Annotated in this window: 13 protein-coding genes; 9 read left to right on the top strand and 4 right to left on the bottom strand. The window is 60.0% G+C overall.

Translation table 11 applies throughout. The annotated features are described in order from the left end of the window. Positions 1 to 49 precede the first annotated feature (49 nt). Genes RG540_RS17125 through RG540_RS17110 form a run of 4 tightly spaced genes read left to right on the top strand, consistent with a single transcriptional unit; the run spans position 50 to position 3,751 of the window. Positions 50 to 619, top strand: coding sequence for a serine O-acetyltransferase (locus tag RG540_RS17125; protein WP_244446580.1), 570 nt, complete (start codon positions 50 to 52; stop codon positions 617 to 619). A 26-nt stretch (positions 620 to 645) separates the two neighbouring features. Then, a complete protein-coding gene (locus tag RG540_RS17120; protein ID WP_051909499.1) occupies positions 646 to 2,283 on the top strand; it encodes an AMP-binding protein in 1,638 nt (545 codons plus the stop codon). Next, positions 2,280 to 2,513, top strand: a complete 234-nt coding sequence (locus tag RG540_RS17115) for a phosphopantetheine-binding protein (RefSeq protein WP_038546019.1) — start codon at positions 2,280 to 2,282, stop codon at positions 2,511 to 2,513. Before RG540_RS17120 ends, RG540_RS17115 begins: the two co-directional genes overlap by 4 nt. Further along, a complete protein-coding gene (locus RG540_RS17110) occupies positions 2,513 to 3,751 on the top strand; it encodes a type III PLP-dependent enzyme domain-containing protein (RefSeq protein ID WP_038590375.1) in 1,239 nt (412 codons plus the stop codon). The genes RG540_RS17115 and RG540_RS17110 overlap by 1 nt, the downstream gene beginning before the upstream one ends. Before the next feature lie 22 nt (positions 3,752 to 3,773). Here the strand turns inward: RG540_RS17110 and RG540_RS17105 are convergent, their stop codons facing one another. Then, positions 3,774 to 5,213 (bottom strand): exopolysaccharide biosynthesis polyprenyl glycosylphosphotransferase, encoded by a 1,440-nt coding sequence (locus RG540_RS17105; protein WP_038590372.1) that lies wholly within the window; start codon positions 5,211 to 5,213, stop codon positions 3,774 to 3,776. Positions 5,214 to 5,571: 358 nt separating this feature from the next. Here RG540_RS17105 and RG540_RS17100 point away from each other — a divergent pair, with 358 nt between their 5' ends. After that, complete coding sequence (locus tag RG540_RS17100) at positions 5,572 to 7,161, top strand: GMC family oxidoreductase (protein ID WP_051909496.1); 1,590 nt, start codon at positions 5,572 to 5,574, stop codon at positions 7,159 to 7,161. 39 nt (positions 7,162 to 7,200) lie between these two features. On the opposite strand, the gene RG540_RS17095 is transcribed toward RG540_RS17100, so the two are convergent. From RG540_RS17095 to RG540_RS17085, 3 genes are all read right to left on the bottom strand, one after another. Beyond that, a complete protein-coding gene (locus RG540_RS17095; protein WP_038590368.1) occupies positions 7,201 to 8,397 on the bottom strand; it encodes a glycosyltransferase family 2 protein in 1,197 nt (398 codons plus the stop codon). A 398-nt stretch (positions 8,398 to 8,795) separates the two neighbouring features. Next, a complete protein-coding gene (locus tag RG540_RS17090; RefSeq protein ID WP_038546001.1) occupies positions 8,796 to 9,446 on the bottom strand; it encodes a 4'-phosphopantetheinyl transferase family protein in 651 nt (216 codons plus the stop codon). A gap of 2 nt (positions 9,447 to 9,448) precedes the next feature. Continuing rightward, a complete protein-coding gene (locus RG540_RS17085) occupies positions 9,449 to 13,939 on the bottom strand; it encodes a MupA/Atu3671 family FMN-dependent luciferase-like monooxygenase (protein WP_244446579.1) in 4,491 nt (1,496 codons plus the stop codon). Positions 13,940 to 14,373: 434 nt separating this feature from the next. On the opposite strand from RG540_RS17085, the gene RG540_RS17080 reads away from it, so the two are divergent. From RG540_RS17080 to RG540_RS17065, 4 genes are all read left to right on the top strand, one after another. Next, positions 14,374 to 20,916 carry a type I polyketide synthase gene (locus RG540_RS17080; RefSeq protein ID WP_038590362.1) on the top strand — a complete coding sequence of 2,181 codons (6,543 nt, stop codon included), beginning with the start codon at positions 14,374 to 14,376 and terminating at the stop codon, positions 20,914 to 20,916. Positions 20,917 to 21,044: 128 nt separating this feature from the next. Further along, positions 21,045 to 22,496: an oligosaccharide flippase family protein gene (locus tag RG540_RS17075; RefSeq protein ID WP_038590359.1), complete on the top strand. Its 1,452-nt coding sequence runs from the start codon at positions 21,045 to 21,047 to the stop codon at positions 22,494 to 22,496. A 307-nt stretch (positions 22,497 to 22,803) separates the two neighbouring features. Then, positions 22,804 to 24,204 carry a glycosyltransferase family 4 protein gene (locus tag RG540_RS17070; protein WP_051909494.1) on the top strand — a complete coding sequence of 467 codons (1,401 nt, stop codon included), beginning with the start codon at positions 22,804 to 22,806 and terminating at the stop codon, positions 24,202 to 24,204. A 228-nt stretch (positions 24,205 to 24,432) separates the two neighbouring features. Then, positions 24,433 to 25,218: a response regulator transcription factor gene (locus RG540_RS17065; RefSeq protein ID WP_038590356.1), complete on the top strand. Its 786-nt coding sequence runs from the start codon at positions 24,433 to 24,435 to the stop codon at positions 25,216 to 25,218. The last annotated feature ends 117 nt before the right edge of the window (positions 25,219 to 25,335 follow it).

Below are 25,335 nucleotides of genomic sequence, written 5' to 3'. Positions count from 1 at the left end.
GCTTCGTTTTCTCCACCCTCAATCCGTCGCGATGCAGGACCACAATAGTGTGGCATCTCTGCAGGCGCCTCCCGTTCCGTTCGGCCAACTGGTGCGCAAGGACTATGAGCGTCATGGCGGCACGGTCCTCAATGCCGCCTTTATCGCGCTGTTGGTCTATCGCTTCGGTCGATGGGCGGGCAGCCGCCGAAGCTACATGGCCAGGCGGTTCTTCCAGAAGATCTACGGCGCAATCAACATGGTCGTTTCAACGCTGACGCGCGTGTGGATTCCGGCCGAGGTGACGCTTGGCGAGGGTTTTCATATCATCCACGTCGAGGGGTCGATCTCGATCCACCCGGCGGTCGTGATCGGAAAACGATGCGGCATCATGCACAATGTCACGATCGGCACGAACATGAGCGCCGGCGCGCCGAAGATCGGCGATGACGTTTTTATCGGCGTAAACTCCACCATTCTTGGCGACATCCGGATCGGCGATCGGGTGCGGATAGGAGCAAATACGGCCGTCTCCACCGATGTGCCCTCGGATTCGATCGTCGTCGGCTCACCGGCCAGGATCTATCCCCGCCTCGGCCCGTTTTTGAGCGAGCACACCAAGACTGATGCCGGCCCTTGATCCACTCACCGCTGGAGGAGTTTGCCATGAACGCGTTGACCACCAACTTCTATCAGCTTCTGGCTGACAACCTCGATGCAAGGCCGGGCAAGCCGGCGATCATCGACGGTCATCGCGCAGCGAGCTATGCTGCTGTGGCGGCCGAGGTGGATCGGCTGGCGGGCTATCTTCAGAGCCGCAATATCCGGCCGGGCGACCGGGTGATCGTGCACCTGCGCAAGAGCATCGCGGAGGTCACCGCCATGTTCGCCATCGCCAAGGTCGGTGGAGTGATCGTCAACGTCAACACGCAATGGACGGTCGAGCAGCTCGAATATGTCGCCAACGACTGCGGCGCACGCCTGCTGATCGTCGAGGCAAGGGTCGCGGAGGCCCTTGGCGCGCGTAAGCTACCCGACACGGTCGACAATGTCCTGGTCAAAGGCAAATTGCCGGCCGACACCATATTCGATGTCTGGGATCACCTTCCGGAAGACTTTTCCGGCGACGAGATCGCGCGCCTCGATACAGAACTTGCAATGATCATCTACACATCCGGTTCGACGGGCATGCCGAAGGGCGTGATGCTGACCCATCGCAACATCGTTGCCGGCGCCCGGTCCGTGTCGCGCTATCTGGGCCTCAGGGAGGACGACCGGCTGCTGAGCGTCCTGCCCTACAGCTTCGACTATGGCTTGAACCAGCTGACGACGATGATGCTGATGGGCGGTACAGTCGTGCATCAGGCGGTGCCGATGGCCACCGAAATCGTGCTGGCGATGCAGCGGCATCGGGTGACAGGCGTCGCCGCCGTGCCGCCGCTCTGGAGCCAGATCGTGCGACTGCTGAAAGACAACCCCGTGGAATTTCCAGCGCTCAGGCGGATCACCAATTCCGGTGGCAAGATTTCGCTCAACATCCTGGAGCAGATACCACGAGTTTTCCCGGATGCGGATATCTACCTGATGTACGGACTGACCGAGGCCTTCCGCTCCACCTATCTCTCGCCGCAGAAGTTTACCCGCAAGATGGGCGCGATCGGCCAGGCGATCCCCGGCGCCGAGGTCTATGTCATCAAGCATGGCGAAGGCATCGCCTATCCCGGCGAGCAGGGCGAACTCGTTCACCGCGGCCCGCTTGTGAGCCTTGGATATTGGGGCAAGCCTGAGATAACGGAGCAGAAGATCAGGCCGTGTCCGGAGCTCTGGCATTTGATCGGCGACGAACCGGTCGTCTATAGCGGCGATATCGTCAGGATCGATGCCGATGGCGACCTCTGGTTCATCGGCCGCAACGACGCGATGATCAAGACCAGCGGTTTCCGGGTCAGTCCGGATGAGATCGAGGATCTCGTCTGCCGCAGCGGCGTGGTGGCGGAAGCAGTCGCCTTCGGTGTTGACGACGAGGAACTGGGGCAAACCGTGCATGTGGCGATAACGCCGATCGGCGAGTTCGACGAGGAAGCCTTGCTGCGTTACTGCCGGCGCGCGATGCCGTCCTATATGGTGCCGCGCCAGTTCCATGTCTGGGCAGAAGGAATGCCCCGGACGTCGAGCGGCAAACTGGCGCGACCGGATGTGGTGCGCCTTTCTCGCGAGTGCATGCAAGGCGGGGAAATTGTCCTCAGTGCGCCCCCGCCGGCAGTCCCAGTCAAAGTGACCGAAACGAGGGAGAACTTGCAATGAGCCTTACCCATGGAAAATTGATTGGTTACCTGCGGGAATCCCTGAATATCGCCCATGCAGACAGCGAGAGCGAACTGTTCTCCTCGGGGCTTCTCGATTCCGTCTCGATGGTGAACCTGCTGGCATTTGTCGAGCAGACGACGGGCCTTGCCATCCGCGCCGAGGACGTCACGCTCGAGAACTTCGATACGCCGTCCCGGATCATCCGTTTTGCCGAAGCCAGCGCCTGATGAACCACTCTTCGGCGCTCGATGTCTGGCTGCTGAGTGCGGCGGCATCATTCGGGACCCCCTCCTATGTCTATCTCGCATCGGCAATCGAGAGCCGGGCAGCGCTCCTGAGGCAAGCCTTCGAGGGGCGTTTTGCGCTGAGCTTTGCCGCGAAGAGCAATCCCAATCCGGCATTGCTTTCCCTGATGAGGGGACAGGCGGAGTATCTCGACGTCTCTTCCATCGGCGAGTTCAGGACCGCGCTTGCGGCGGGATGGGAAGCCGCGCGCATCAGTTTTACAGGTCCGGGAAAACGGCAGTTCGAAATCCGGGAAGCGATCGAAGGCGACATTGGCGAACTGATCCTGGAATCGGTGCGTGAGGCTGTACTTGCCAATTCCATCGCCGGCGAACTCGGGCGTGTCCAGCATGTCCTCGTCCGCATTGCTCCGACCACGGTTCCCAAGGGGTTTGGCGATCAGATGGCCGGCCGTCCATCGGCCTTCGGCATCGACTGGGAAGATGTTGCGAGAGACATGCCTGAGATCGCGGCCCTGCCCAATCTCAAGATCGTCGGGTTGCACATCTATTCCGGCACGCAGTGCCTGAAGCCCGAAGCCATCTGCGAGAACTATCGCAGCTTCATCGGCATTTTCCGGGAGGTCTGCGAAGCTTACATTCCGCTGCCGGAAAAACTGGTGTTCGGTTCCGGGCTCGGAATTCCCTATCATGACGGCGATTTGCCGCTCGACCTGGCTGCCGTCGTTGCCGGCATTGCGGCGGATCTCGACGGTCTCAAGGCGTTGCCGCAATTTGCCGGGACCCGGCTGGTGCTCGAACTTGGGCGTTATCTTGTCGGTGAGGCCGGATATTTTCTGACGCGCGTCATTTCGGTCAAGAAATCACGCGGCGTGCGGATCGGTATCTGCGATGGCGGCATGAACAACCACCTGCCGGCTTCCGGTCATTTCGGAATGGTGATGCATCGGAACTATACGATGCACAAGGTCGGCGGGCAGGGTGAACCGGAGAAAGTCAATCTCGTCGGCCCGCTTTGCACTTCGATCGACCGGCTCGCCGTCGCGGCGATGCTTCCGCGGATCGAAGAGGGTGATCTCATTGCCGTGCATAACAGCGGCGCTTACGGGCTGACGGCCAGCCCAATCCATTTCATCAGCCACGCACCGCCCTGCGAAGTCCTCATCGAGGCCGTCGGGATGCGGGATGTCACCCACATCCCGGCGCTGCCATCGGCTTAAAACCTTCCGATCTTGCAGTGAATCAGTAGACCTTGCCGAAATCGCAGATCTCGATTGCGGTGCGGACGATGATCTTCATATCGAGCCAGAACGACCAGTTGTTGATGTACCAGAGGTCGTGGAATATCCGTTCTTCCATCTTCTCGATATTCGGCGTCTCGCCGCGGCAATTGTTGATCTGAGCCCAACCGGTCAGCCCGGGTTTGACATGCCGCCTGAAGGCATATTTGGCGATCTGCGCATCATAGAGTTCGTCATGGGCGAGCGCGTGCGGACGGGGGCCGACGATCGACATCTCGCCTCGGAGGACGTTCCAGAGCTGCGGCAACTCATCGATGCTCGAAGCGCGGATGATAGCCCCGATCTTCGTGACGCGGGGGTCGTTCCTGGTAGCCTGGCGAATGTCGGCAGAATCTTCCATGACGGTCATGCTGCGGAATTTCAGAATTCGGAACGAACGGCCGCCATATCCTTTGCGGACCTGCCTGAACAGAATCGGACCCCTGGAATCGCATTTGATGGCGATCGCCACGACGAGCAACAGCGGAAACAGCGAGAGGATGGCCAATAGCGAGAAGATGATGTCGAACGCGCGCTTGGTACCGCGTTCGTAAAGGTTCAACGGCGGCCGCTGCGTCTGGAATGCTGTCATGCCGCCGATCTTGCGGGCCGGAGCGCTGGTAAGCCGGCCGACGACGCCATCGAAGATGACATTGACCGGCGATGCAGAGCGCCTGAGTTCTCCGAGGTAGAATTCGAGCTTGGAGACATTCGGATCCCGCCAGATGATGAATACCTCGTCGATGTTGTCGGTCTCGCTCTGCCTCAGTCTCTGCAGGGCGTTCACGGGCAACAGATTTTCATCCGAGAGGCGGAGGACCTGGACGAGTGTCATACCGCTTGCGGCCGCCTTATGCTGCCAATGTTCCGCCGAAAACTCCTCATGGCAGATCAGGAGTATCCGTTTCATCTTGAAGGACGCCGCAGCCGCCGCCGACGGCAGATACCAGTGCCAGAACAGGCGGGTGCAGATCAGCCCGGACAGAGAGATGACAGCTGTCATCAAGATTGCCCCGCGCGAGAAGGTCGTGCCGATTTTCAAAAAGAAAATGACCGTCAGCAGGAAAGCCAGAGCGCTTGGAATCAGAATGCAGATCAGCCGGATTTGTGGCCGCAGAAGCTGAATGCTCTCCGGGCTGTAGGCCTGGGCGCTGTGCATTGCGAGCACGAAGATCGTCGACAGAACCAGGCCGATCCCGATAAAAAGCGACGGATCGGGCGCAGATCCGAAAACGACATATTGATAGCCCGTGAAGCCGACGCCGGTCGCTCCGAGAAGATAGATGAAGTCGGCCGCGGCAGCCACATAGGCGATAACATGATATTCCGGCCCCCCGCGTTGAGACTTCTGCTCATACGAGATGTAATCATTTCCAATCTTCGGCTCGAATGGTGTGATCATCGTTAAAAAACCCCTACCAGCGATAAGAGTATAGCCGAGGAGAGGGTGGGCACAATGTATCCAGCCTACCTCCTAAGAATGATCTCCCTATTACCTACTTTTGTTGCTGGGCCGATTGAATACAATCTTTCCTCTATAGGGTTGAATTTGCCTTCGAGATTTCCGAGATAATTTTATTTTGACTTAAATTAAATGGTATAGATCTATTTTATATTTCGAACGAGAAGGCGGGACTGTCTTGCTCTGCCGATAAATTGAACGTTAGCAGCAATTTTGGATATTGGGGCTCAGCCGCCGGAGGGGTCCGGCCGGCTGAAGGCTAACCGCCACAGCCCTTTGTTTTGAGTTGGGGGTGTGGATGGAATTTGAATGGGACGTTGCCATCGTCGGCGCCGGAATGGGCGGGGCGGCAATGGGATACGCTTTGGCAACCGCCGGATATCGCGTCCTTTTCATCGAAAAAGGCTTGGCTGAGTTCCCGCAGGATGAAGATGATGATCCTGACAGTCCGGATGAAGCGAAACGCTTGAGAAATGGCCGGTGGCCGCAGCAGATTTCCGGCACGGTGGATGCTCATCCCGTGCGCTTCTTTCCTGCACTCGGTTGCGGCGTTGGCGGTTCGACGCTCATCTATGCTGCAGCGCTCGAACGGTTTTCCCCAAGCGACTTCAAAATCGTCGACAAGTCCGGCAGATCGGCCTGGCCCATCGGGTATGAAAATCTGGAGCCTTTTTACCGCAAGGCGGAAGGCCTTCTGCACGTTCGCGGCAGCCAGGACCCGCTGCAGCCGCAATCCGATGTTATCGAGCCTCCTGCCATGACCCGATGCGACCAGCATTTTTTCGATTCCGCGCAGTCGAATGGAATGCATCCCTATCGGGTTCACACGGCCTGCCGATATATCGACGGATGTAGCCAATGCGGCGGCTTCATCTGTCACCAGTCCTGCAAGCAGGACGCACGGCGGGCATTCGTCGAGCCGGCGCTCGCGACGGGCAATGCGATGATCATCGATCAGTGCAGTGTGGAAAAGATCTCGGCCGATGACCAGGCGGTCACGCAATTGTCTTGCCGGAAGAACGGGAACGAGCTGGCGATCGTTGCGAAGCTCTATGTGCTCGCCGCCGGGGCGCTTTCAACGCCCTTGCTGCTTCTTAATTCCACGAACGAGTTCTGGCCGAACGGCCTTGCAAACACGTCAGACCTCGTGGGGCGCAATCTGATGTTTCACGCGTCTGATTTCTTCGCTGTCTGGCCTCGTGGCAGAACCCGTGTTTCAGAGCCGGGAAAGGCTATCGGTCTTCGCGATTTCTACGAATATCAAGGCCTCAAGCTGGGCGTCATCCAGTCTACGGGTCTGACGGCGACCGCCAACAACGTGCTTCACTTCCTGAAATCGCTGATCGACCGGAATGGCTGGATCTGGCTGAAGCCGCTGAAGCCCTTCATGCGCATTCCGGCGATGATCGGCGCCCTTATCTCAGGCAATGCGACCATATTCACTTCTATCCTCGAGGATCTGCCTTATCCCGAAAATCGCGTCAGGCCCGATCCGGAAGATCCGGCCAGAATGTATTTCGAATATACCATTCATGCCGAGTTGCGGCAAAGAATGCAGGCCTTCCGCAAACTATACCGGAAAGCATTCAAGTGGCACCGGATGATGATGCTCGGTTCCGAAGTCAACCTCAACTACGGCCATGCCTGTGGCACATGCCGGTTTGGTTCGGATCCCTCTACCGCGGTATTGGATACCAACAACCGCGTGCACGACCTGGACAATCTCTATGTCGTCGATGCTTCGTTCTTTCCGACCAGCGGAGGGGCCAATCCAAGCCTCACGGTAGCCGCGAACGCCTTGCGTGTTGCAGAGCATATTGCTCAGAAACTCTCAGCGACAAGGACGAACCTGACGGAGGCCGAGGTCGTCCCGGATCCCACGTCCTGAGCCGACTTTCCGAAAGGGGAATGCCCCTCTCGCCCCGGATCAGTGAATCCTGGTTCGATCGGTTCTGATCCAGGTGGCCCCGCCGGCTTCGATGACATGGCGCGGATAGAGCCTCAGTTTCTTGAAGATGTATCCCGGGATGTCAGCCATGGCATGCATGGGAAGCGCGCGTCTGCCGTGACGCCACCAAGCTACGGACAGCGCGATATCGAAAGCCAGGATGCTGATGATCGAGATGGCCAACGGCGCGATCGCAATTCCCGAAGTCGCGAGGAAGACTGCCGGAAACAGTGAGAGCAGGAGAAGCGCTGCCAGCAATGTCAGTGGCGGTATGAGCGCATCGACGACGAGCGCCAGATAGGCTCTGTTCCGCAACGTGTTGACGTCAAGCAAGGCCGAGAAAAGGTGTGCCGCTAACGCCAAGCGGCCCGCGTTCCATCGGGAGGCTTGTGTTTCGAGGCCTTTCTTTGAATACGGAAACCTGCTGCTTACGGCTGCGGCATCGCAAAAAAGCGGAGCGTGGCCAATCCGCGCGAGGTCCAGCCCCAGCTTCATGTCTTCGACCAGATCGCCGTTCGCAAGTGCGGCGTCACGCAGGACGGCCCAGGGAAATGCCATGCCCGAGCCGGTCAATTGCGCAGGAAGCCCGAGTTTAGCCAGTCCAAGAAGCCGGATCCGGTTCTTCAGTAGAAATGCGAATTCGGAAACAGCGAGGTTGATGCTTGCGTCCGGCGGCGCGAACATCAGATAGCGTGATTGCACGGGTCCGTTCGTTGCCGCGGCCATGAGGGCGAGGTTATCGAGCGCGCCCGGTTCCAGCCAGCAATCGGCGTCGACAATGACGACCACGTCCGGCGGCAGCAGGCCGAGGTACCTGACGCCGGCGTCGAGGGCGTATCCCTTGCCGCGGCGAAGCGGATCGAACCGTACGATGACATCCGCGCCCGCTTCGCGCGCCAGCGAGGCGGTGAGATCGTTGCAATTGTCGGCCACGACGACCAGCCGATCGCCGTCGCGCATCTGGCTTTGGATGCTCTGCAGGGTGCCGATGATCTGAAGCTCTTCGTTGTGCGCCGGGACAAGAACCGCGACTTGCGGTCGTCGGCCGTTCTGACGAGGCGGTGTGCTCTGCCGGCCGATGCTTCCCGCAAGGCACTCGATCGCGAAAAAGACAGTCGGAACAAGGACAACGACGGACAATAACAATGCTGCGGCGACCAGTATGTCCTGTTGCATGATTTCCCTCCGACGATAGCGTCTCAAGGAGTCAATCATAACGGGAGGGCCGAGCGTTCTAAGCTGACCACGCTACACAGTTCGAGTGAGCGCGGGCTCATCCTATTTTGGGGCAGGTGGGATCAGGTCGAACCTATCTACGCCCATTTGATGGCAGGTGGGTCAATTGAAGCCTGTTCTTCGTGCCAAAATGGTTATTGATCGAGTGAATGCAGCCGGCTACGCAAAATGCCGCCACCGACTTCTGGCCGGTTGCCTCATAGTGAAATGGGCTAGAAGTACGTTCTTCTTGGTTATTGGCGGCCTGGCCCAGGCTCAGGACAGGCTCCGGGTACGATCTGCCTTCCTCGCCTTCAGCTCGCCCGGCTGCGAGATCGCCAGGGCTACGGCTGAATGCTTCAGCGGATGATCATGCCGGCGACGACATATCCGTCCCGCAGCCTGATCCGGCCCACAAGCCGGTCACCAGTCCTAAAGGGCGGGACATCGATCTCGAAATAAGCGGCGAAGTGCCCGTCGGCGAGGTTCAATTCGATGCGGATGGCCTCGAAACCGAACATCGTGCGCGTCAGGCCGTACTGGCACTTGTAGGTGCATTCCTTGGCGCTGAAGATCGCCTTCACCAACCGGCCGCGAGTGCCCCATTGCTGGCGGTTGAGCCATTGCCGCTCGCGCGGGGTGCAGATCTCCTGCGCATAGGTGTCGTCAAGCGGCGTCGCTTCCTCCAGATCGAGTCCGAGAGCCTTGATGCCGTCCGAATGGCGGCCGATAGCCGCTACGCATCGCGTGGTGGAGTGGCTGATGCTTCCGGCAATGCCGGCCGGCCAGATCGGCGCACGATCGGACCCCACGGGGATGGCCATATCCGGCAGGCCCAGATGGCCCATGGCCCGCCGGGCGCAGGTGCGGCCGGCGGTGAACTCCTGCTGCCGGCTCTTCACCGCCGTGGCGATCGCCGTTCTCTCTTCGGGATAGAGTTTCGAAACGTCGCCGAACAGGTCGGATTCGGCAACCGACACGGAAGGGTCGAATATGCCTTCCAGCAGCATAGCTAGACCTTCGTTTCCACGCGGACCAGCGTCGGGCGCCGTTCCATCGCATTGCGGCGCAATGCGGCTCGCTCGGCCACCCTGCTCAGCTGGATATCGGCCTTACCCTTGCCGGCGATATGGTCGGCCAGAAGGGCAACCGTCGGGAAACGGAAGAGGTCGGTGATCGTCAGATCCGGTGCCAGCTTTGCCTTCATTTCGCGATGGACCTGCACAGCGAGCAGCGAATGTCCTCCGAGTGCAAAGAAGTTGTCGAAGATGCCGACCTTTTCGAGCCCAAGTGCGCGGCTGAAGACCTCGCTGATGTCGCGTTGCAGACTGTTGGACGGTTCTATGAACGTCGCGGGCGTGGACTGGACCTTTTCCGTCGGAGCCGGCAGCTTGTTACGATCCACCTTGGCGTTCGGCGTCAGCGGGAAGGCCTCCATCGTCACGAAATGCGATGGTATCATCGCATCGGGCAGAGCTTCGGCGATATAGGCACGCAAATCCTGTTCGGAGACGGACGTCCCGCCGGTGCGGATATAAGCCACCAGGCGCACGTCGCCGGGGTTGTCCTTGCGAGCGACCACGACCGCCTCGCGGATGCCGGCGAATGTGCCGATCCGCGCTTCGATCTCGCCAAGCTCGATGCGATGGCCGCGGATCTTTACCTGATGATCGGTACGGCCGAGGAAATGTAGGACGCCGTTCCTGTCGAAGCGAGCAAGGTCGCCGGTTCGATAGATCCGGCCTTCCATGAATGGGTTCGGCAGGAAGCGTTCTTTGGTGAACTGTTCGCGGTTGTGATATCCGCGGGCGACGCCATCGCCGCCGATATAGAGTTCGCCGACATCGCCGGGCGGCACCGGATTATAGGCATTGTCGAGCACATAGAGCTGGGTATTGGCGATCGGATGGCCGATCGGCACGACGCCTGTCGATGGGCCGGCCGTGAATGTCGAAGACCAGATTGTCGTCTCGGTCGGGCCGTACATGTTTTCAATCGTCGCATCGGTGACGGTTCGCAAGGCTGCGAGAAGCGACCCCTGCAGCGCCTCGCCGCCGAGGAAGAGATGGCGGACATCGCTCAAGGCAGCGCGGTCCTCGTCGATCATCATGAACATGCGGGCCATCGAGGGCGTGCATTGCAGATGGGTAACCCGATGCTTGCGGATTTCTTCTGCAAAACCGTCTCCGGTCTCTTCGCTGACGGGATTCTTGCTCGTCTTGACCACTTCGGCCAGCAGCGGCAGCCTTTCCAGGACGATATCGTCGGCCAGGCCGAAATCGATGAGGCATGCAATGTCGTCGACGCCGGCCCCCTTGACCTGATCCAGCCTTTCCAGCGCATCCTCGACCGTGCCGAACAGGCCGCTGTCCTCGAAATAACGCAGGAAGGCGAATTCCAGGATGGCATCCATCTCCTCGGGCGCGAGCGACTGGAGGTCGATATCCATCGGCTGGGCGATGCCCTGCGGCTTCTTGAAGGCCGGAAACGCCCAGGCATATTGCTTGATGAGGGCCGCTGCGCTGCGCAGGTATTCCTTCATCGGGCCGCGCGCCAGATCCCGCACCTCGTTGCGATCTTCGCCGATCAGGGTGTGCAGCATTAGCGTGACTTTGTAATCGGCGGGGTCGCGGCCTGTCTCAGTGAGCGTCTGTCGGTAGATACGGATTTTTTCCGCAAGCTCGTCGACCGACTGGCCGAGCAAATGGGTGAGCACGTTGGCGCCAAGCCGAGCGGCTTCCCGATAGCTTTCCGGATTGCCGGCGGTGGTCAGCCAGATAGGGAGTTCCTTCTGGACCGGCCGCGGCTGGGTCACGACTGCGACCGAGCCGGCGCCGAAATCGAAATCGACGCTCTCGCCACGCCACAATTTGCGGACGACCTCAATGTCGCGGGTCAGGCTCGCCTTGTTCTTCGGCGGCGCGTTTTCGGGCCGCAGCACGAAGTCCTCCGGCATCCAGCCGGAGGCGAAGGCAAGTGCGACGCGCCCATTGCTGAGATTGTCGATAACCGCCCATTCCTCGGCGACGCGCGCCGGATGATGGAGCGGCAGAACGCAGCTGCCGGCGCGGATCGAAAGGTTTTTGGTGACCGCCGCGACAGCCGCTCCGGTAACGGCCGGGTTCGGATAGGGGCCACCGAAGGCGTGAAAATGGCGCTCCGGCGTCCAGACGGAATCGAATCCGTTGGCATCGGCAAATTTCGCGCCTTCGATCAGCAGGCGGTATTTGTCCGGACCAACTCCGCCGTCATTACCCCAGTAGAAGAGGCCGAAATCCAGATGGGTGCCTCTCCCGGCGGAAGACGCGCCCTTTGCCTTGGCTTCGATGACTTCCGAGGAATGGATGACGACCTTGAAGCCACGGGCAAGGGTCCAGAAGAGTTCCAGAACGGAAATATCGAAAGAGAGGCTGGTGACGGCCAGCCAGACATTGCGACGATCGGCGGCGCGCGGCACCCGCTCGTCCATGCCGGCGAAGAAATTGACGACGTTGCGATGCTCGAGCATCACGCCCTTCGGCAGGCCGGTAGAGCCCGACGTATAGATGACATAGGCGAGATTGCTGGAAGTAACGTCGCTTGTTGGCCGGTCCGCTGTAGTCTGGTTTCTGAGAATATCCTCGACACACAGGAAGTTGCTACCATCAAGCGTCTCGGATTTCGCAAGGCGACGCTCGGTCAGGACAAGTTTCGCGCCGCTGTCCTTGATCATGAAGGCGAGGCGATCGGCCGGGAAATGTGGGTCGAGCGGAATATAGGCTGCGCCCGCCTTCATGATCGCAAGCGCGCCGACGACCAGGTCGAGCGAACGCGGCAGGTAGAGGCCGACGGTGACGTCCGGGCCGACGCCCTGGGCGACCAGCGCTTGTGCGATGCGGTTCGCCCGCTCGTCCATCTCGCGATAAGAAAGGGAACGGCCGTGGAATGCCAGAGCTTCGGCATCCGGCGTCCGGTCGACCTGCCGCTCGATAAGCTGGTGGACGCAGGCGGTCGTGTCGTATTCCCGCTCAGTCCGGTTCCAGTCGAAGAGGACCATGTTCCTGTCGGCGTTCGACATCAAGGGCAGGTCCTGCAGCAACGTAGCGTGGTCCTCGAACGCAGAGGCCAGGATCGCAAATGCCGTCGCCAGATCCTGCGCCTGCCGTTCATCGACGCGCGCCCGATCGTAGACGAGGTCGGCCCTCGTCTCGCCGAGCCGGAAGGTCAGGGCGCAGCCGTCGATTTCATCGGTGAGCGCCGGATTGGAGATGTCCGCGATACCGATCGTCAGCTCAGGCGCGGTCAGGCCGGGATAACGGTCGGCAAGATCGCGGCAATAACCCTGGCGTTCGTCCAGCACCTTCAGCGACCGATCGACATGCCCGAGCAGGTCGTGGATGGAGGCTTGTCCCGCCGCGTCGATTCGCAGCGGAATGGATTTCGCGAAATAGCCGGGGTGATGGGCACCAAGCTCTATCAGCCTGTCGTTCGTATAAGCGAGGTCGAACGTCGGCTGACCGGAAAGACGGTTCAGGAAGGCTGCCGTCAGCGCGACCCGTTCCTGCCGCGAAAGTTGCCCGGTAAAGGGCAGGGGGATGGTGCGAATATCCGGGGCATGTTCGGCTTCGGATGCTTTTACATAGGGTAGCGTGATATCGGCAATGGTTTCGAGCGTGCGGCGGAAGAAGCCTTCATGTCGCGCAAGAGTGGAAACCGCTTGCGATAACGTGTCCTTCTCGCGGTCGTTCATAAGCGGCAGCCGGTCGCCGGGGCGCAGCACCGAGGAAAGGGTGATCGGCCCGGCAACGTCCTTGCGGACGGCCTCGAGCAGGACCGGCATGTCCGCGGTTCCGACCGTCACGCCATGGGCGCCGACCGAGAGGACCAGGCCGGGTTCGCCGTTCAACTCGCCGTCGAGGACACGAAGATTTCTGACGGTGAAGACGTCGTTGCCGAACTGGACCTTTGGCGTTGCCAACGGGTTCAGATAGGGCGCGCCGAAATCCAGGCCGCGCACCAGGCGCGAAAGTTCGTTTGCCGAAGCGGTGAAATCGAGGGTGCCGGCGGCCGGAGGACGCCTGAGCTGTTCGTAATAGGTGCGACTCGTAAAATCCTGGCGGTGGGGGGTCAGGGTGCCGCGCTCGATGTCGCCGAGCATCTCGGAGAAAGTCGCAATCCCTGCTTCAAAGCATTTGGTGTTCAGCGTCAGCGCCGTCTCGTCCGCGCTGATCTCGAAATGCTGCTGCGCATAGATATCGCCTTCGTCGATCCCTTCGGTGATTGCGTGCCAGGTGATGCCGTGCCGGTCATGGCCTTCGAGGATCGCCCAGGCGGGTGTGTTGAGGCCGGCCATATCCGGCAGCAAGCCGTCATGAAAATTGGCGGCGCCGATGCGCGCGTGCTGCCAGATCGCATTGGGAACCATTTTCAGGTTGGCGATGCTGAACAGCCAGTCGTAGTCGTATTGCGTCAGCTGGGCGGCGTAATCGCCTTCGGGTGTTATGACGGGAATGTCCTGGGCCATCGCCCAGTTTCGGACCGATCCGTTCGAGGTCGCTATGGCCTGGATTTTATGTCCGCGTCCCCGCAGAATTTCAGCGCATTGAACCAGCAATAGTCCGCCACCGATCAAAACACACTTCAATTCGCCCATAAAGCTTGTCCCCACTCGTTGCTGTTCCAGGCACTTCGATAGAAACGGGGGGCGGTATAAAACTCAACATGCGCCTCACCACCCATGCGGATGATCGCGGCTAAGCCTGAATCGCGGGCCTTACCTGCCTCTCCCCCATACGGATGATGATGGTTTCCAAAGGAGTAATTGCGATTGCTTCTTAGCTGGAAGCACATTGAGAATGCGGGGTTTGCGCTCGCGGTTTTTCAATGGAAGCGGAACAAGGCCGATGGCTCATTGGGGTGATGTCATCGGGCCGACCTCCGCGGGTTGGGACGGTATCGATGCTTGAGGGGTCTAACCAAGTTAGTGCCGGCGATATTGCGATCGTCGGCATGGCTTTGAGAGTGCCGGGTGCGCGCAATGTTTCGGAATTCTGGCAAAACCTGCGAGACGGCGTCGAGTCCGTCCGCACGTTTTCGCCTGAGGACCTGATCGCTGAAGGCGAAGATCCCGAGCGGCTCCACCATCCCAACTATGTTCCCCGCGGCGCCGATCTTCCCGACATGGAAATGTTCGACGCGGAATTCTTCGGCCTAAACCCGAAGGAGGCGGCGATCATGGATCCCCAGCACCGCCATTTCCTGGAATGTGCCTGGGAAGCCATGGAGGATGCCGGCCGGACGCCGAACAATCAGCCCGGCCCGGTCGGTATCTTCGCCGGCTGCGGCATGGGCAGCTACTTCTATTTCAACGTCTGCAGCAATCGCAACCTCATCGACCAGGTGGGCATGTTCCTGTTGCGCCATACCGGCAACGACAAGGATTTTCTGGCGACTCGCGCCTCGTTCACGTTCGACCTGCGCGGTCCGAGCATCAACGTCCAGACCGCCTGCTCGACGTCGCTGGTCGCGGTGCATTACGCCTGCCAGAGCCTGATTTCGGGCGAGTGCGACATGGCGCTTGCGGGCGGGGTGACGATCGAGTTCCCGCATCGGCGCGGATACACGTTCCAGGAAGGCGAGATTCTGTCGCCCGACGGGCATTGCCGGCCCTTCGATCATCGCGCCGCCGGGACCGTTTTCGGCAGCGGTGTCGGGGTAGTCGTGCTGCGCCGGCTTTCGGATGCGCTCCGCGACGGCGATGTGATCCATGCCGTGATCAAGGGCACGGCCGTCAATAACGACGGCGGCAGCAAGGCGGGCTATCTGGCACCGAGCGTCAGCGGGCAGGCCGAGGCGGTTCTGGAGGCTCAAGGGCTCGCAGGCGTCGATGCCGACACTATTCAATACATCGAGTGCCATGGCACGGGTACGTTCCTCGGCGATCCCATCGAGATCGAGGCGCTGACGGCGGCCTTCAGGCAGAGCACCGAGCGGACCGGCTTCTGCCATGTCGGGTCGGTCAAATCGAATATCGGCCATCTCGATACCGCAGCGGGCGTCGTCGGCCTCATCAAGGCGACACTTGCCGTCAACGAGGGCGAAATTCCGCCAACGCTCGGCTTCGAGCGCCCCAATCCCTCGATCAATTTCGAAAAGAGCCCGTTCCGGGTCAACAACAAGCTGGTGAAATGGCCGCATGCGCCAGGCCCTCGCCGGGCGGCCGTCAACTCGCTCGGCGTCGGCGGCACCAATGCGCATGCGATCATCGAGCAGGCGCCGACCCGCTACGTGCCGGATGCGGCCAAGGACGACGCGCAGGCCGGTGCCGATTCCGATCCGATGCTGCTGTTCCTTTCGGCCCGCCAGCGCAAGACGATCGACCAGGCGGCCGAGCGGCTCGGTTTGGCGATGTCAAACCAGCCCGGCCTTTCGCTCGACGACGTCAGCTACACCTTGTTGCATGGCCGCAAACATTTCGACCATCGCATGGTGGTCGCCGTTCGCGGAAAAGAGGATGCCATCGCGGTCCTCGCAAACCCGGGCAACCGAGGTTTCATTCATCAGCCGGTGCCGAACAACGCCGGTGCCATTTTCCTGTTTCCGGGCGGCGGCGCGCAATATGTCGGCATGGCCAAGCGGCTTTACGAGGAGGATCAGACATTCCGGCTGATCGTCGAGGAGGGGCTTTCCCATCTGCCGAGCGATGCGGCAAAAGAGATCCGCGCCACCTGGCTTGGGGAAAGTTCCGCAGCGACTGCGAAAGCCTTTCTCCGCCCGTCGCTCCAGCTTCCGGCCATCCTGATCACCGAAATCGGTTTGGCCCGCCTCTGGATGGATTGGGGTGTGAAGCCGAAGGCGCTGATCGGTCATTCCATGGGCGAGAACGCCGCGGCCTGCGTCGCCGGCGTGATGTCCTTCAAGGATGCCGTCAATCTCGTGCACCTGCGCGGGAAACTGTTCGAGACTATCCAGCCGAGCGGGATGATGAGCGTGCCGCTCGATCACGACCGGCTTTCCGAACTGTTGCCGTCATCGCTCGACATTGCTTCGGTCAATGCGCCGTCGCTTTGCGTCGTGTCCGGCCTCAACGAGGATCTCGACACATTCCGGGAATTCCTGGCGGGGCAGGGCATCGATGCGACACGGGTGCCGATCAATATCGCCGCTCATTCGCGGCTGGTCACGCCCATCCTCAAAGCCTTCGAGACTTTTCTGCGCGGTATTACTCTTCGAGCCCCGGCAATTCCGATCCTATCGAACCGTACAGGCTTGCCGCTCAGCGCCGAAGAGGCGACCGATCCGATGTACTGGGTTGGTCACCTTCGTTCGACCGTCCATTTCGCGCACGGCATGGCGGCGCTTTCGGCCGAACCCGGACGGATTTATATCGAGGTGGGTCCCGGACGGGTTCTGTCGTCACTGACGAAGGCGCAAGGGTCGATCCCCGCAAACCAGGTGATCAACAGCCTGCCGCATCCGGATGAGGTCGGCGACGACCGGCTTTATTTCCTCTCGGCCGTCGGACGGGCCTGGGCGACCGGCCTTGAAGTCGATATCGACCGCCTGTGGCAGGGCCGTTCGCCGCGCCGGGTCCGGTTGCCCGCCTATCCATTCCAGCACAAGCGCTTCTTTATAGACCGTGCCGGAGCGAATGAGAGAGGTAAAAGCGCCGAGCCCGTCCTTTCGAAGGAACCCGATATCGCACGCTGGGGCTATCGTCCCTCCTGGAAGCAGACGCTTGCGGATTACGAAATCGGCGCCGAGAAAGAGGCGCGATCCTGGCTGTTCTTCCTCGATGATACCGGCATGGGAGCGCGGCTGGTCGCTGCGCTGAGGACGGCAGGACACCGCGTCGTGACGGTGTCGCTGGGCGACGCTTTCATTCGCCGTAGCGCCGAGGATTATATGCTCTGCCCGGAGCTGGGGCGTGCGGGATATGATGCCCTTATCGCCGGACTTATCGGCGATGGTGGACTGCCGTCGCGGATCGTGCATATGTGGCTTCTGACCCAGGCGGAAACCTTCCGGCCCGGCTCGAATTTCTTCCATCGGAACCAGGAATGCGGCTTTGACAGCATGTTGCATCTCGCTCAGGCTCTGGGGGATGCAGCCAGCGTTCCGGACATACATTTCACCGTCATCACCAACGGTATGCAGCAGGTTTCGGGCGAGCCTTTGCCCTATCCCGAAAAGGCCACTGTTCTTGGTCCCGGCCTGGTCCTGCCGAAGGAGATGGCCGGCGCGACGGTCAAGGTGATCGATATCGATCTGCCGTCCAAGGCCGAGCGGAACAGCAAGCGTTTCGCTTTTGCTCGTTCGGCAGAGAAAAAGGATACCGCGGACCTGGTGCCATTGACCGAGCAGCTCTGGGAAGATCTGCATGCGAAGCCGGGATCAGAAGTGGTGGCGCTGCGTAAGGGGCGGCGCTGGTCGCAGATCCATCAGCGGCTGCCATTAAAAGAAGTGTCATCCGAGCAGGCGAAACTGCGCGAAGGTGGCGTCTATTTCTTCTCCGGCGGTTTGAGCGATGTCGCTCTCGCACTTGCGGACGAGCTCGCCAGCCGGTTCCGTGCGCGGATCGTGCTTGTCGGCCGCCTGGTCCTGCCGCCGCGGGAAAACTGGGAATTCTACGATCGCACCCACGGCCATGACGGAGTACGGCGCGCGATTTCGGCGATCCGGAGGCTCGAAGACAAGGGCGCTGAGGTCCTCTATCTCGTCGGCGATGTCAGTAATCCGGAGCAGATGAGCCGGGCGGTGGAGACGTCGCTTTCCCGTTTCAGGGAAATCAACGGTGTCTTCCATGCGGCCGGCGCGGTCGATGACGGCCTGATCCAGACCAAGACGCGCGACAGCATCGACAGGGTGCTGACGCCGAAGGTCCTCGGTACGACCGTACTGGATGCGGCACTCGAAAACGTGGCGCTTGATTTCTTCCTGATGTTCTCCTCCACCAGCACCGATGTGGTGCGGGCGGGACAGGTCGATTACGTCGCCGCAAACGCCTATCTCAATGCCTTCGCGCAGAGCCGTTCCCATCGCACCGACCGGGCGACCGTCGCGCTGCACTGGGGCGTCTGGAACGAAGTCGGTCTTGCGGCACGAGCGCTTGGCGCTTCGGAAGGCGGCGGATGGATCAGGCCGGTTGCCGGGCCGGCAGTGGGTCCGTTCTTCCATCACTGGAAAGAGGACGAGACGGGACAGCCCTGGCTCGAGGCACTGGTCGGCCCTGAAACCGAATGGATGCTCGACGAGCATCGTCTTCTGTCCGGTCAGGCCGTCATGCCGGGTACCGGCTATCTGGAATTGATTACACAGGCGTCTCGGGAATACGGACTTCCGTTTGCAGCGGAAGTGGCGGACCTCGTATTTCTGAGACCGCTTGTCTTTAGCGATGGAGAGATGAAAGCCGTTCGCGTCCGGCTGGAACCGGTGGCGGAGCATTTTCGCGTCGCGGTTCTGGCGGGCCCGGCGGATGGCGAAGATGCGCTGTTCGTCAAGCACGCCGAAGCCGTCCTCAAGCCGCAGCCGCAACAGAGGCACGAGACCATCGACATCGCCACTATAGCCTCTTCCTGTGAGGAGACACGGGTCGCCGGAGGCGGCAGCGCGCTTCGTGCTGTCCAGGAGAAGCATATTCGCTTCGGCCCCCGCTGGTCCGTGCTGCGCTCCATGGCGATCGGAAGCGGCAAGGCGATTGCGGAGCTGAAACTGGACCCCTCATATGCCGATGATCTTTCGAAAGGCGTTCTGCTGCATCCGGGCCTGCTCGACATTGCGACCGGCTTTGCCATGGAACTTGCCAAAGACTACGACGCGGAGACTTCGCTTTGGGCGCCGGCAACCTATGGCCGGGTGGTCCTTCACGAGCCGCTGCCCGCCGAGATCGTCAGCATCGTCAGGCTCGCCGACAGCAACGATTTCGGCGAGGGCTATGCGGCCTTCGACGTGACGATCACCGATCCTCACGGTAATATTGTCTTCGAAGCCGAGAAGTTCGTCATGCGCAGGCTGGAGAACGATCTTGCGCTCGGTCTCGCAACCCAGGCGGATGCACCGGCTGCTGCGAAACCGAAACATGCCCCCCTGTCTACGGCGATGCTGAAGCTCGGCACCCAGGTGCGCAACGGCATCCTTCCGTTGGAAGGCTTTTCGGCGCTGCAACGTGCACTCGGCACCTCCGAACCTCAACCGATCATCAGTTCGATCGATCTCGACACCTTGCGCGAATGGATCGCGGCCTCTGCCGAAACCGCGACGCCGTCTGGGGACAATTTCGAGAGGCCGGACCTCGAAAGCGAGTTCGTCGAGCCCCGCAACCCGATCGAGGAAACGCTGGCCGGTTATTGGCGGGAGCTTCTCGGCATCGCCAAGGTCGGCATCCATGACAGTTTCTTCGACATGGGCGGGCATTCGCTGATTGCAGTTCGACTGTTTCGGATGATCAAGAAGCAATACACACTCGACCTGCCGATCTCGACGCTGTTCGAGGCGCCAACCATTGCCCAGTGTGCCGAGCGCATCGCTATTGAACTGCCGGATGGCGGCGAGACCGCAGGATCCGAAATGACGGCGAATGCTCCGACGACGACGGCAAAGCCGGTTCACCTGGTGCTGATGAACCCCGGCAAGGACGCCAAGGCGGCGCCGCTGTTCATCTGCGCCGGCATGTTCGGCAATGTCCTGAACCTTCGCCATCTGGCTATGACCATGGGGGCGGACAGGCCGGTCTACGGATTGCAGGCTCGCGGTCTCTATGGAGACCATGAGCCGCATGCGACTTTCGAGGAAATGGCGGCCGATTACATCGCCGAAATCCGCATCGTGCAGCCAAACGGCCCCTATCTCCTTGCCGGCTATTCGGGCGGCGGCATAACCGCCTATGAAATGGCCCGACAACTTCAGGAGGTGGGAGAAGAAGTTTCCCATGTGTTGATGCTGGACACGCCGCTGCCGCGGCAACCGGGGCTGGATCTGCGCGACCGCATCAGCATGAAACTGCAGGATATCCGCCGACATAAGGCCAATTATCTCGCCAAGTATCTCCAGGACCGTCTGCACGACAAGATGAACGGCCGCGCCAAGCAGGAGGCGGAGCATCAGGCCGGGCCGACGGAGCATTTCAACAACGAGAAGATCGAGGTGGCGTTCAGGCGGGCGGCTCATCAATACCAGGTGAAACCCTATGCCGGAGCGGTGACCTTGTTCCGACCGAAGCCCGCCATCTTCTACAGGCTCAGTGGCGGACGCTGCCTCAAGGAGAACCGCGATATCCTGCTCTCCGACAACGGCTGGAGCGAGCATGTCGTGCAACTCAGTGTCTCCGAGGTGCCGGGAGATCACGACAGCATGGTGCTCGATCCCTATGTTCGCGTGCTTGCCGAGCGCATGCGCGCAATCGTTGCCGAGGCGGTGGAAAAACGGAAGTCAAAGGACGCCGGACCGGCGCAGCCGCTTCAAAGCAAAACCGTTGCCCAGAAACCGGTGATCGAGCTTGCGTAACGTTCCCCGGCAATCCGTTTCGATGCCGTCGCCCACGCTCGTGGCCTTGCCATTGGACGGGCCGCCGTCGTCACATCTTTCCCAGACGCACAACCAGGCCAACAGAATAGTGAAGTAAGGAGCCCGCGGTGGTCGAAGCAAGTATTTCTCCCGATTGGAATGGCGAACCTTCGGGTCCTGCGGGTGTGCTCGGCTCGCCCGCTCCTTCGGTCGAGTCGCAGCCGCGTTTCCGCAATATCATCATGCGGGCGGCCGGCTGGTCGATGATGGGGTATGTCCTGCTGCAGGTGCTGCGCATCGCCAGCAGCCTGATCCTGACGCGCCTGCTGATCCCGGAAATGTTCGGCATCATGGCGGTTGCCACGATGGTTCAGGTCTCGGTGTCGATGCTCTCCGACCTCGGCCTCAGGCCGGCAGCGATCCAGAGCCGGATGGGAGACGAGCAATCCTATCTCGATACCGCCTGGACGCTGCAGATCCTGCATGGATGCCTGATCTGGTTTACCTGTGTGCTGGTGGCGATCGGGATCGGGCGCGCAGCCCATTACGGTCTGTTTCCCGCCGGGTCGGTCTATACCGTTCCCGAGCTTCCCGAGATTATCATGGCACTGTCGTTCTGCACGGTCATCATGGGCCTGCAATCGACGAAACTCATCTCCGCTTTCCGGCATCTGGATCTCGGACGGCTGACGGTTATCGAGGTCACGGCACAAGTGATCAGCCTCACCGTTGCGGTTCTGCTCGCCTGGAAGACGGGGTCGATCTGGGCCTTCGTCGTTTCGACATATGTATCCTGCATCGTCACCACCGTGCTCAGCCATGTGTGGCTCCCCGGCGTGAATAACAGCTTTTCCTGGGAGAAGGAGGCGGTTCGGGATCTCATTCGCTTCGGCCGGTGGATCATGCTGTCGTCGATCCTGACGGTGGTCGCGGCCAGCGGGGATCGCGTCTTTCTTGCCGGCTGGACGAGCCCCATGATGCTCGGCCTCTATAGCCTGGCCTTCAATCTTATTTCGATGCTGGAGGGCGCAGGCGGGCGGCTTTTCTCAACTGTCGCGATGCCGGCACTCAGCAAGGTGGCGCGGGAGCGGCCCGAACAGCTGCGCGGCATGTTTCTGAAAATTCGCCTTCCCTTCGATCTCGTGTTCATAGGAAGCGCCGGGGCGATCTTCTCAGGCGGCAAGGCGATCATCGAGTTTCTCTATGACGATCGTTATCTGGAGGCCGCGCCGATCATCCAGATACTGTCCTTCAGCCTTCTCACCACCCGTTTCGGGCCGCTGTCGGCGATATACCTTGCCGTCAACGAACCCAGAAACCAGACCATTCTGAATTTCGTCCGGGCGATCTCGATTTTCGTCTCGATTCCGGTCGCCTATTATATGTTCGGGTTTTACGGCGCGTTGTGGGCGATCGCCCTTTACGGGCTGCCGGTTTTTGCCGTGATATTCTATTTCAATCGGCGCCATGGCCTCCACAGCCTGCCCTATGAAGTCGGCGTGCTTCTGGCCTGGCCAGTCGGTTTTCTAGCCGGAACCCTCGCGACGCTGATTTTTGAGCGCGCCGGCAGCATGTTCTGATCGATCCAAATCAGAAGGCGATCCGTCCTCAGTCGAGGGGTGGTGGTGGACGATTCCGTCCTACCCCTAAAGCAGTAATGTTCTCCCACTTCCGATAGATTGAAGAAGAGGAGAAGGCGAAATAACATTCATCATCAATACATACTTGTGGCGGCCAGTGAGTAGTGGTTGCTCAACCGTCACGTCAGCGGGATTTCATCAATTCAATTTGGAAATACTCTATGCATGACAACATAAATTTCCGGACTGGTCTGGCGTTGAATTTTTTCCACCGGATTGGTGGCGTCGACTGCAAAGGGGTCAATCAATGAGCGTGGCGGGGCCGCATTCCGATAGCCTTCCGCAGGTCTTCCGCGCTTTCGCCGATAAACTTTCCGAGCAGAGCCGTGCCGGAAACGGGCCTCACTCCAATGTCGCGAAATCACCGGACAAGACGCTTCGGCCCTTGTTGATTGCCGAGGCAGCGAACCCGGAATGGACCAGCGTGCCGCTGGTCGGCTGGAACCTTGCGCATGCGATCATGCAGAAGACCGACGCTCTCCTTGTCACGCAGGTCCGGAACCGGGATGCGCTTTTGCGCGCCGGGTTGGTCGAGGGGCGCGATTTCGTCGCTATCGACAACGAAAGGGTAGCGCGCGCCTTCTACCGTCTCAGCGAGCGTCTGCGGGGCGGCGAGAACAAGGGCTGGACGGTCGTGACGGCCTTTTCCTCGTTCTCCTACTATAGTTTCGAGCGAGAGGTATGGAAGCTGCTGGGCAAGCGGCTGATGGCCGGCGAATTTGATCTGGTGCACAGGATCACGCCGCTCAGTCCCACGAGCCAAAGCCCGATCGCGAGGAAGCTGAAAAAATATGGCATCCCTTTTGTCCTCGGCCCCCTCAACGGCGGCGTGCCCTGGCCGAAAGGTTTTTCGGACGTGCGAAGCCGTGAGCGCGAGTGGCTGTCGGCAATTCGCAAGCTCCATTTTCTGATGCCGTACTACCGGACGACGCGATCGGAGGCGGCAGCGCTGATTGCGGGATCCGGTCACACGCTGAGCGAGCTTCCCACGAGCTGTGCGGAAAGGGCCTTTCTCATTCCGGAAAACGCGGCCGATCCGGATCGTTTTCCATTTCAGTTGCGCGAACTCTCCGGCAACAGGTTGGCCGTCGCCTTCATCGGCAGGCTGGTACCCTATAAGGGCGCAGATATCCTCATCGAGGCCGTGGCCGCCTATCGCGGGCGTTTGAACATCGAAGTTCTCATTGTCGGGGATGGGCCCCAGCGAAAAGAACTGGAGGAGACCGTGCGTCGAAAGGGGCTTCGGGATTCCGTCAAATTTGCGGGATGGGTGGAGCAAAGGGACCTGGCTTCAACACTGGCCGGATATCAGGTGCTGGCATTGCCGAGTGTCCGGGAGTTTGGCGGCGGAGTGGTTCTGGAGGCAATGTCCATGGGCCTGGTCCCGGTCGTTGCCAATTACGGAGGCCCGCCGGAGCTCATCGACGATCATTCCGGCATAGCGGTAGACTTTCACGATCGCGAGACGTTGATTACCGGTTTCACCAAGGCGTTCGAATACTTGGAAAGCAATCCCGGGCTTGTCGCTCTACTCAGCGACGCAACCTCAAGACGTGTTAGAGAAAGATACAGCTGGCATGCCAAGGCGGCTCAGATGTTCGAGATTTATAACTGGATCCTGTATGGTGGTCCAAAGCCTATATTTTGACGTGCGCGTTAACTATAAGCAGATATCCAATTCCCTATCGGAACTTAGCTCGCCACTTTGATAAATATTTTTATCTATTTGCTTACTTGATGATAGACTAAATTACGTATCAGTTGTATATTGACGTTAATAAAAGGTTGATGAGGTGGTAAGACAGTCTGTTGGCGTACTTATAGTTGCGGTTCCTGAAGGGGACAATCAGTCCTAGACTTCAGGCAAGGGGGTAAGATGAGTTCCACACCAAGCGGCTACAGCCGTTCTCCTGCTGTGGCAGAATCCTTTCGCATTATGAATGACATCCCGAAGCTCGCCGAACGAGATGATCGCGGCGGTGAAGGGGTAAACCACGATGGATGCCTGGTGATCATCGACGCGAGAGCGCTTGATCGCGAATGCCTTGCCAAAGCCCTCATCGGGCGTGGCCTCGAGATGGATGTCTGCGCTGTCGGCTCCATCGAAGAATGGAAGTTAGAGAAAGATCTCTTTCCACCTGTTCAAGCCGTTCTATTCAATATAGGCAGCCGAAAGGCCGACGATTCAGCACTCGCAGCTGACATCTCGAAATTGACGACCGAGTTCAAGTCGCCGCCGATCATCGTGCTCTCCGACTCCGATGATCTCGCGCAGGTCGTGAAAATGCTCGAGTATGGGGCTCGGGGTTTCATTCCGTCCTGCGTCGGCATCGGCGTCTGCGTCGAAGCGATCGGCCTGGCAGTTGCCGGCGGGATTTTCGTTCCTGCAAGCAGCGTCCTCTCCATGAGGCATCTGGTCAGCGCTGCGACGTCGTCGGCAGAACATCGGCCGCTCTCGGGGATGTTCACGCTGCGCCAGGAAGCGGTGGTCGAAGCGCTTCGCAGGGGCAAGGCCAACAAGATCATCGCCTACGAGCTCAATCTTCGGGAAAGCACGGTCAAGGTCCACATCCGCAATATCATGAAGAAGCTGAAAGCGACCAATCGAACAGAGGTCGCCTACAAGCTCAATGACCTCTTCCCGTACGGAGCGGCTAACTAGATCCGCCGTTCACCTGACGGACCATCCCCAAGATATCACGGCTGCGAAATCCGAATGTTCGCAGCTGAATGAAAACTACCAAAAACCACGTCAACGCTGACAGGGGCGTCGCCGCGG

The organism is Neorhizobium galegae bv. orientalis str. HAMBI 540, from assembly GCF_000731315.1.
GTDB lineage: Bacteria > Pseudomonadota > Alphaproteobacteria > Rhizobiales > Rhizobiaceae > Neorhizobium > Neorhizobium galegae.
Note: the sequence above shows the minus strand (reverse complement) of the source record. Positions and strands in the feature narration are given on the sequence as shown.

Coding starts and splice junctions, on each gene's coding strand:
- RG540_RS17115 (WP_038546019.1), top strand. CDS start 2,280: ATGAGCCTTACCCATGGAAAATTGATTGGTTACCTGCGGGAATCCCTG.
- RG540_RS17085 (WP_244446579.1), bottom strand. CDS start 13,939: ATGGCCCAGGACATTCCCGTCATAACACCCGAAGGCGATTACGCCGCC.
- RG540_RS17120 (WP_051909499.1), top strand. CDS start 646: ATGAACGCGTTGACCACCAACTTCTATCAGCTTCTGGCTGACAACCTC.
- RG540_RS17080 (WP_038590362.1), top strand. CDS start 14,374: ATGCTTGAGGGGTCTAACCAAGTTAGTGCCGGCGATATTGCGATCGTC.
- RG540_RS17110 (WP_038590375.1), top strand. CDS start 2,513: ATGAACCACTCTTCGGCGCTCGATGTCTGGCTGCTGAGTGCGGCGGCA.
- RG540_RS17090 (WP_038546001.1), bottom strand. CDS start 9,446: ATGCTGCTGGAAGGCATATTCGACCCTTCCGTGTCGGTTGCCGAATCC.
- RG540_RS17100 (WP_051909496.1), top strand. CDS start 5,572: ATGGAATTTGAATGGGACGTTGCCATCGTCGGCGCCGGAATGGGCGGG.
- RG540_RS17070 (WP_051909494.1), top strand. CDS start 22,804: ATGAGCGTGGCGGGGCCGCATTCCGATAGCCTTCCGCAGGTCTTCCGC.
- RG540_RS17065 (WP_038590356.1), top strand. CDS start 24,433: ATGAGTTCCACACCAAGCGGCTACAGCCGTTCTCCTGCTGTGGCAGAA.
- RG540_RS17095 (WP_038590368.1), bottom strand. CDS start 8,397: ATGCAACAGGACATACTGGTCGCCGCAGCATTGTTATTGTCCGTCGTT.
- RG540_RS17105 (WP_038590372.1), bottom strand. CDS start 5,213: ATGATCACACCATTCGAGCCGAAGATTGGAAATGATTACATCTCGTAT.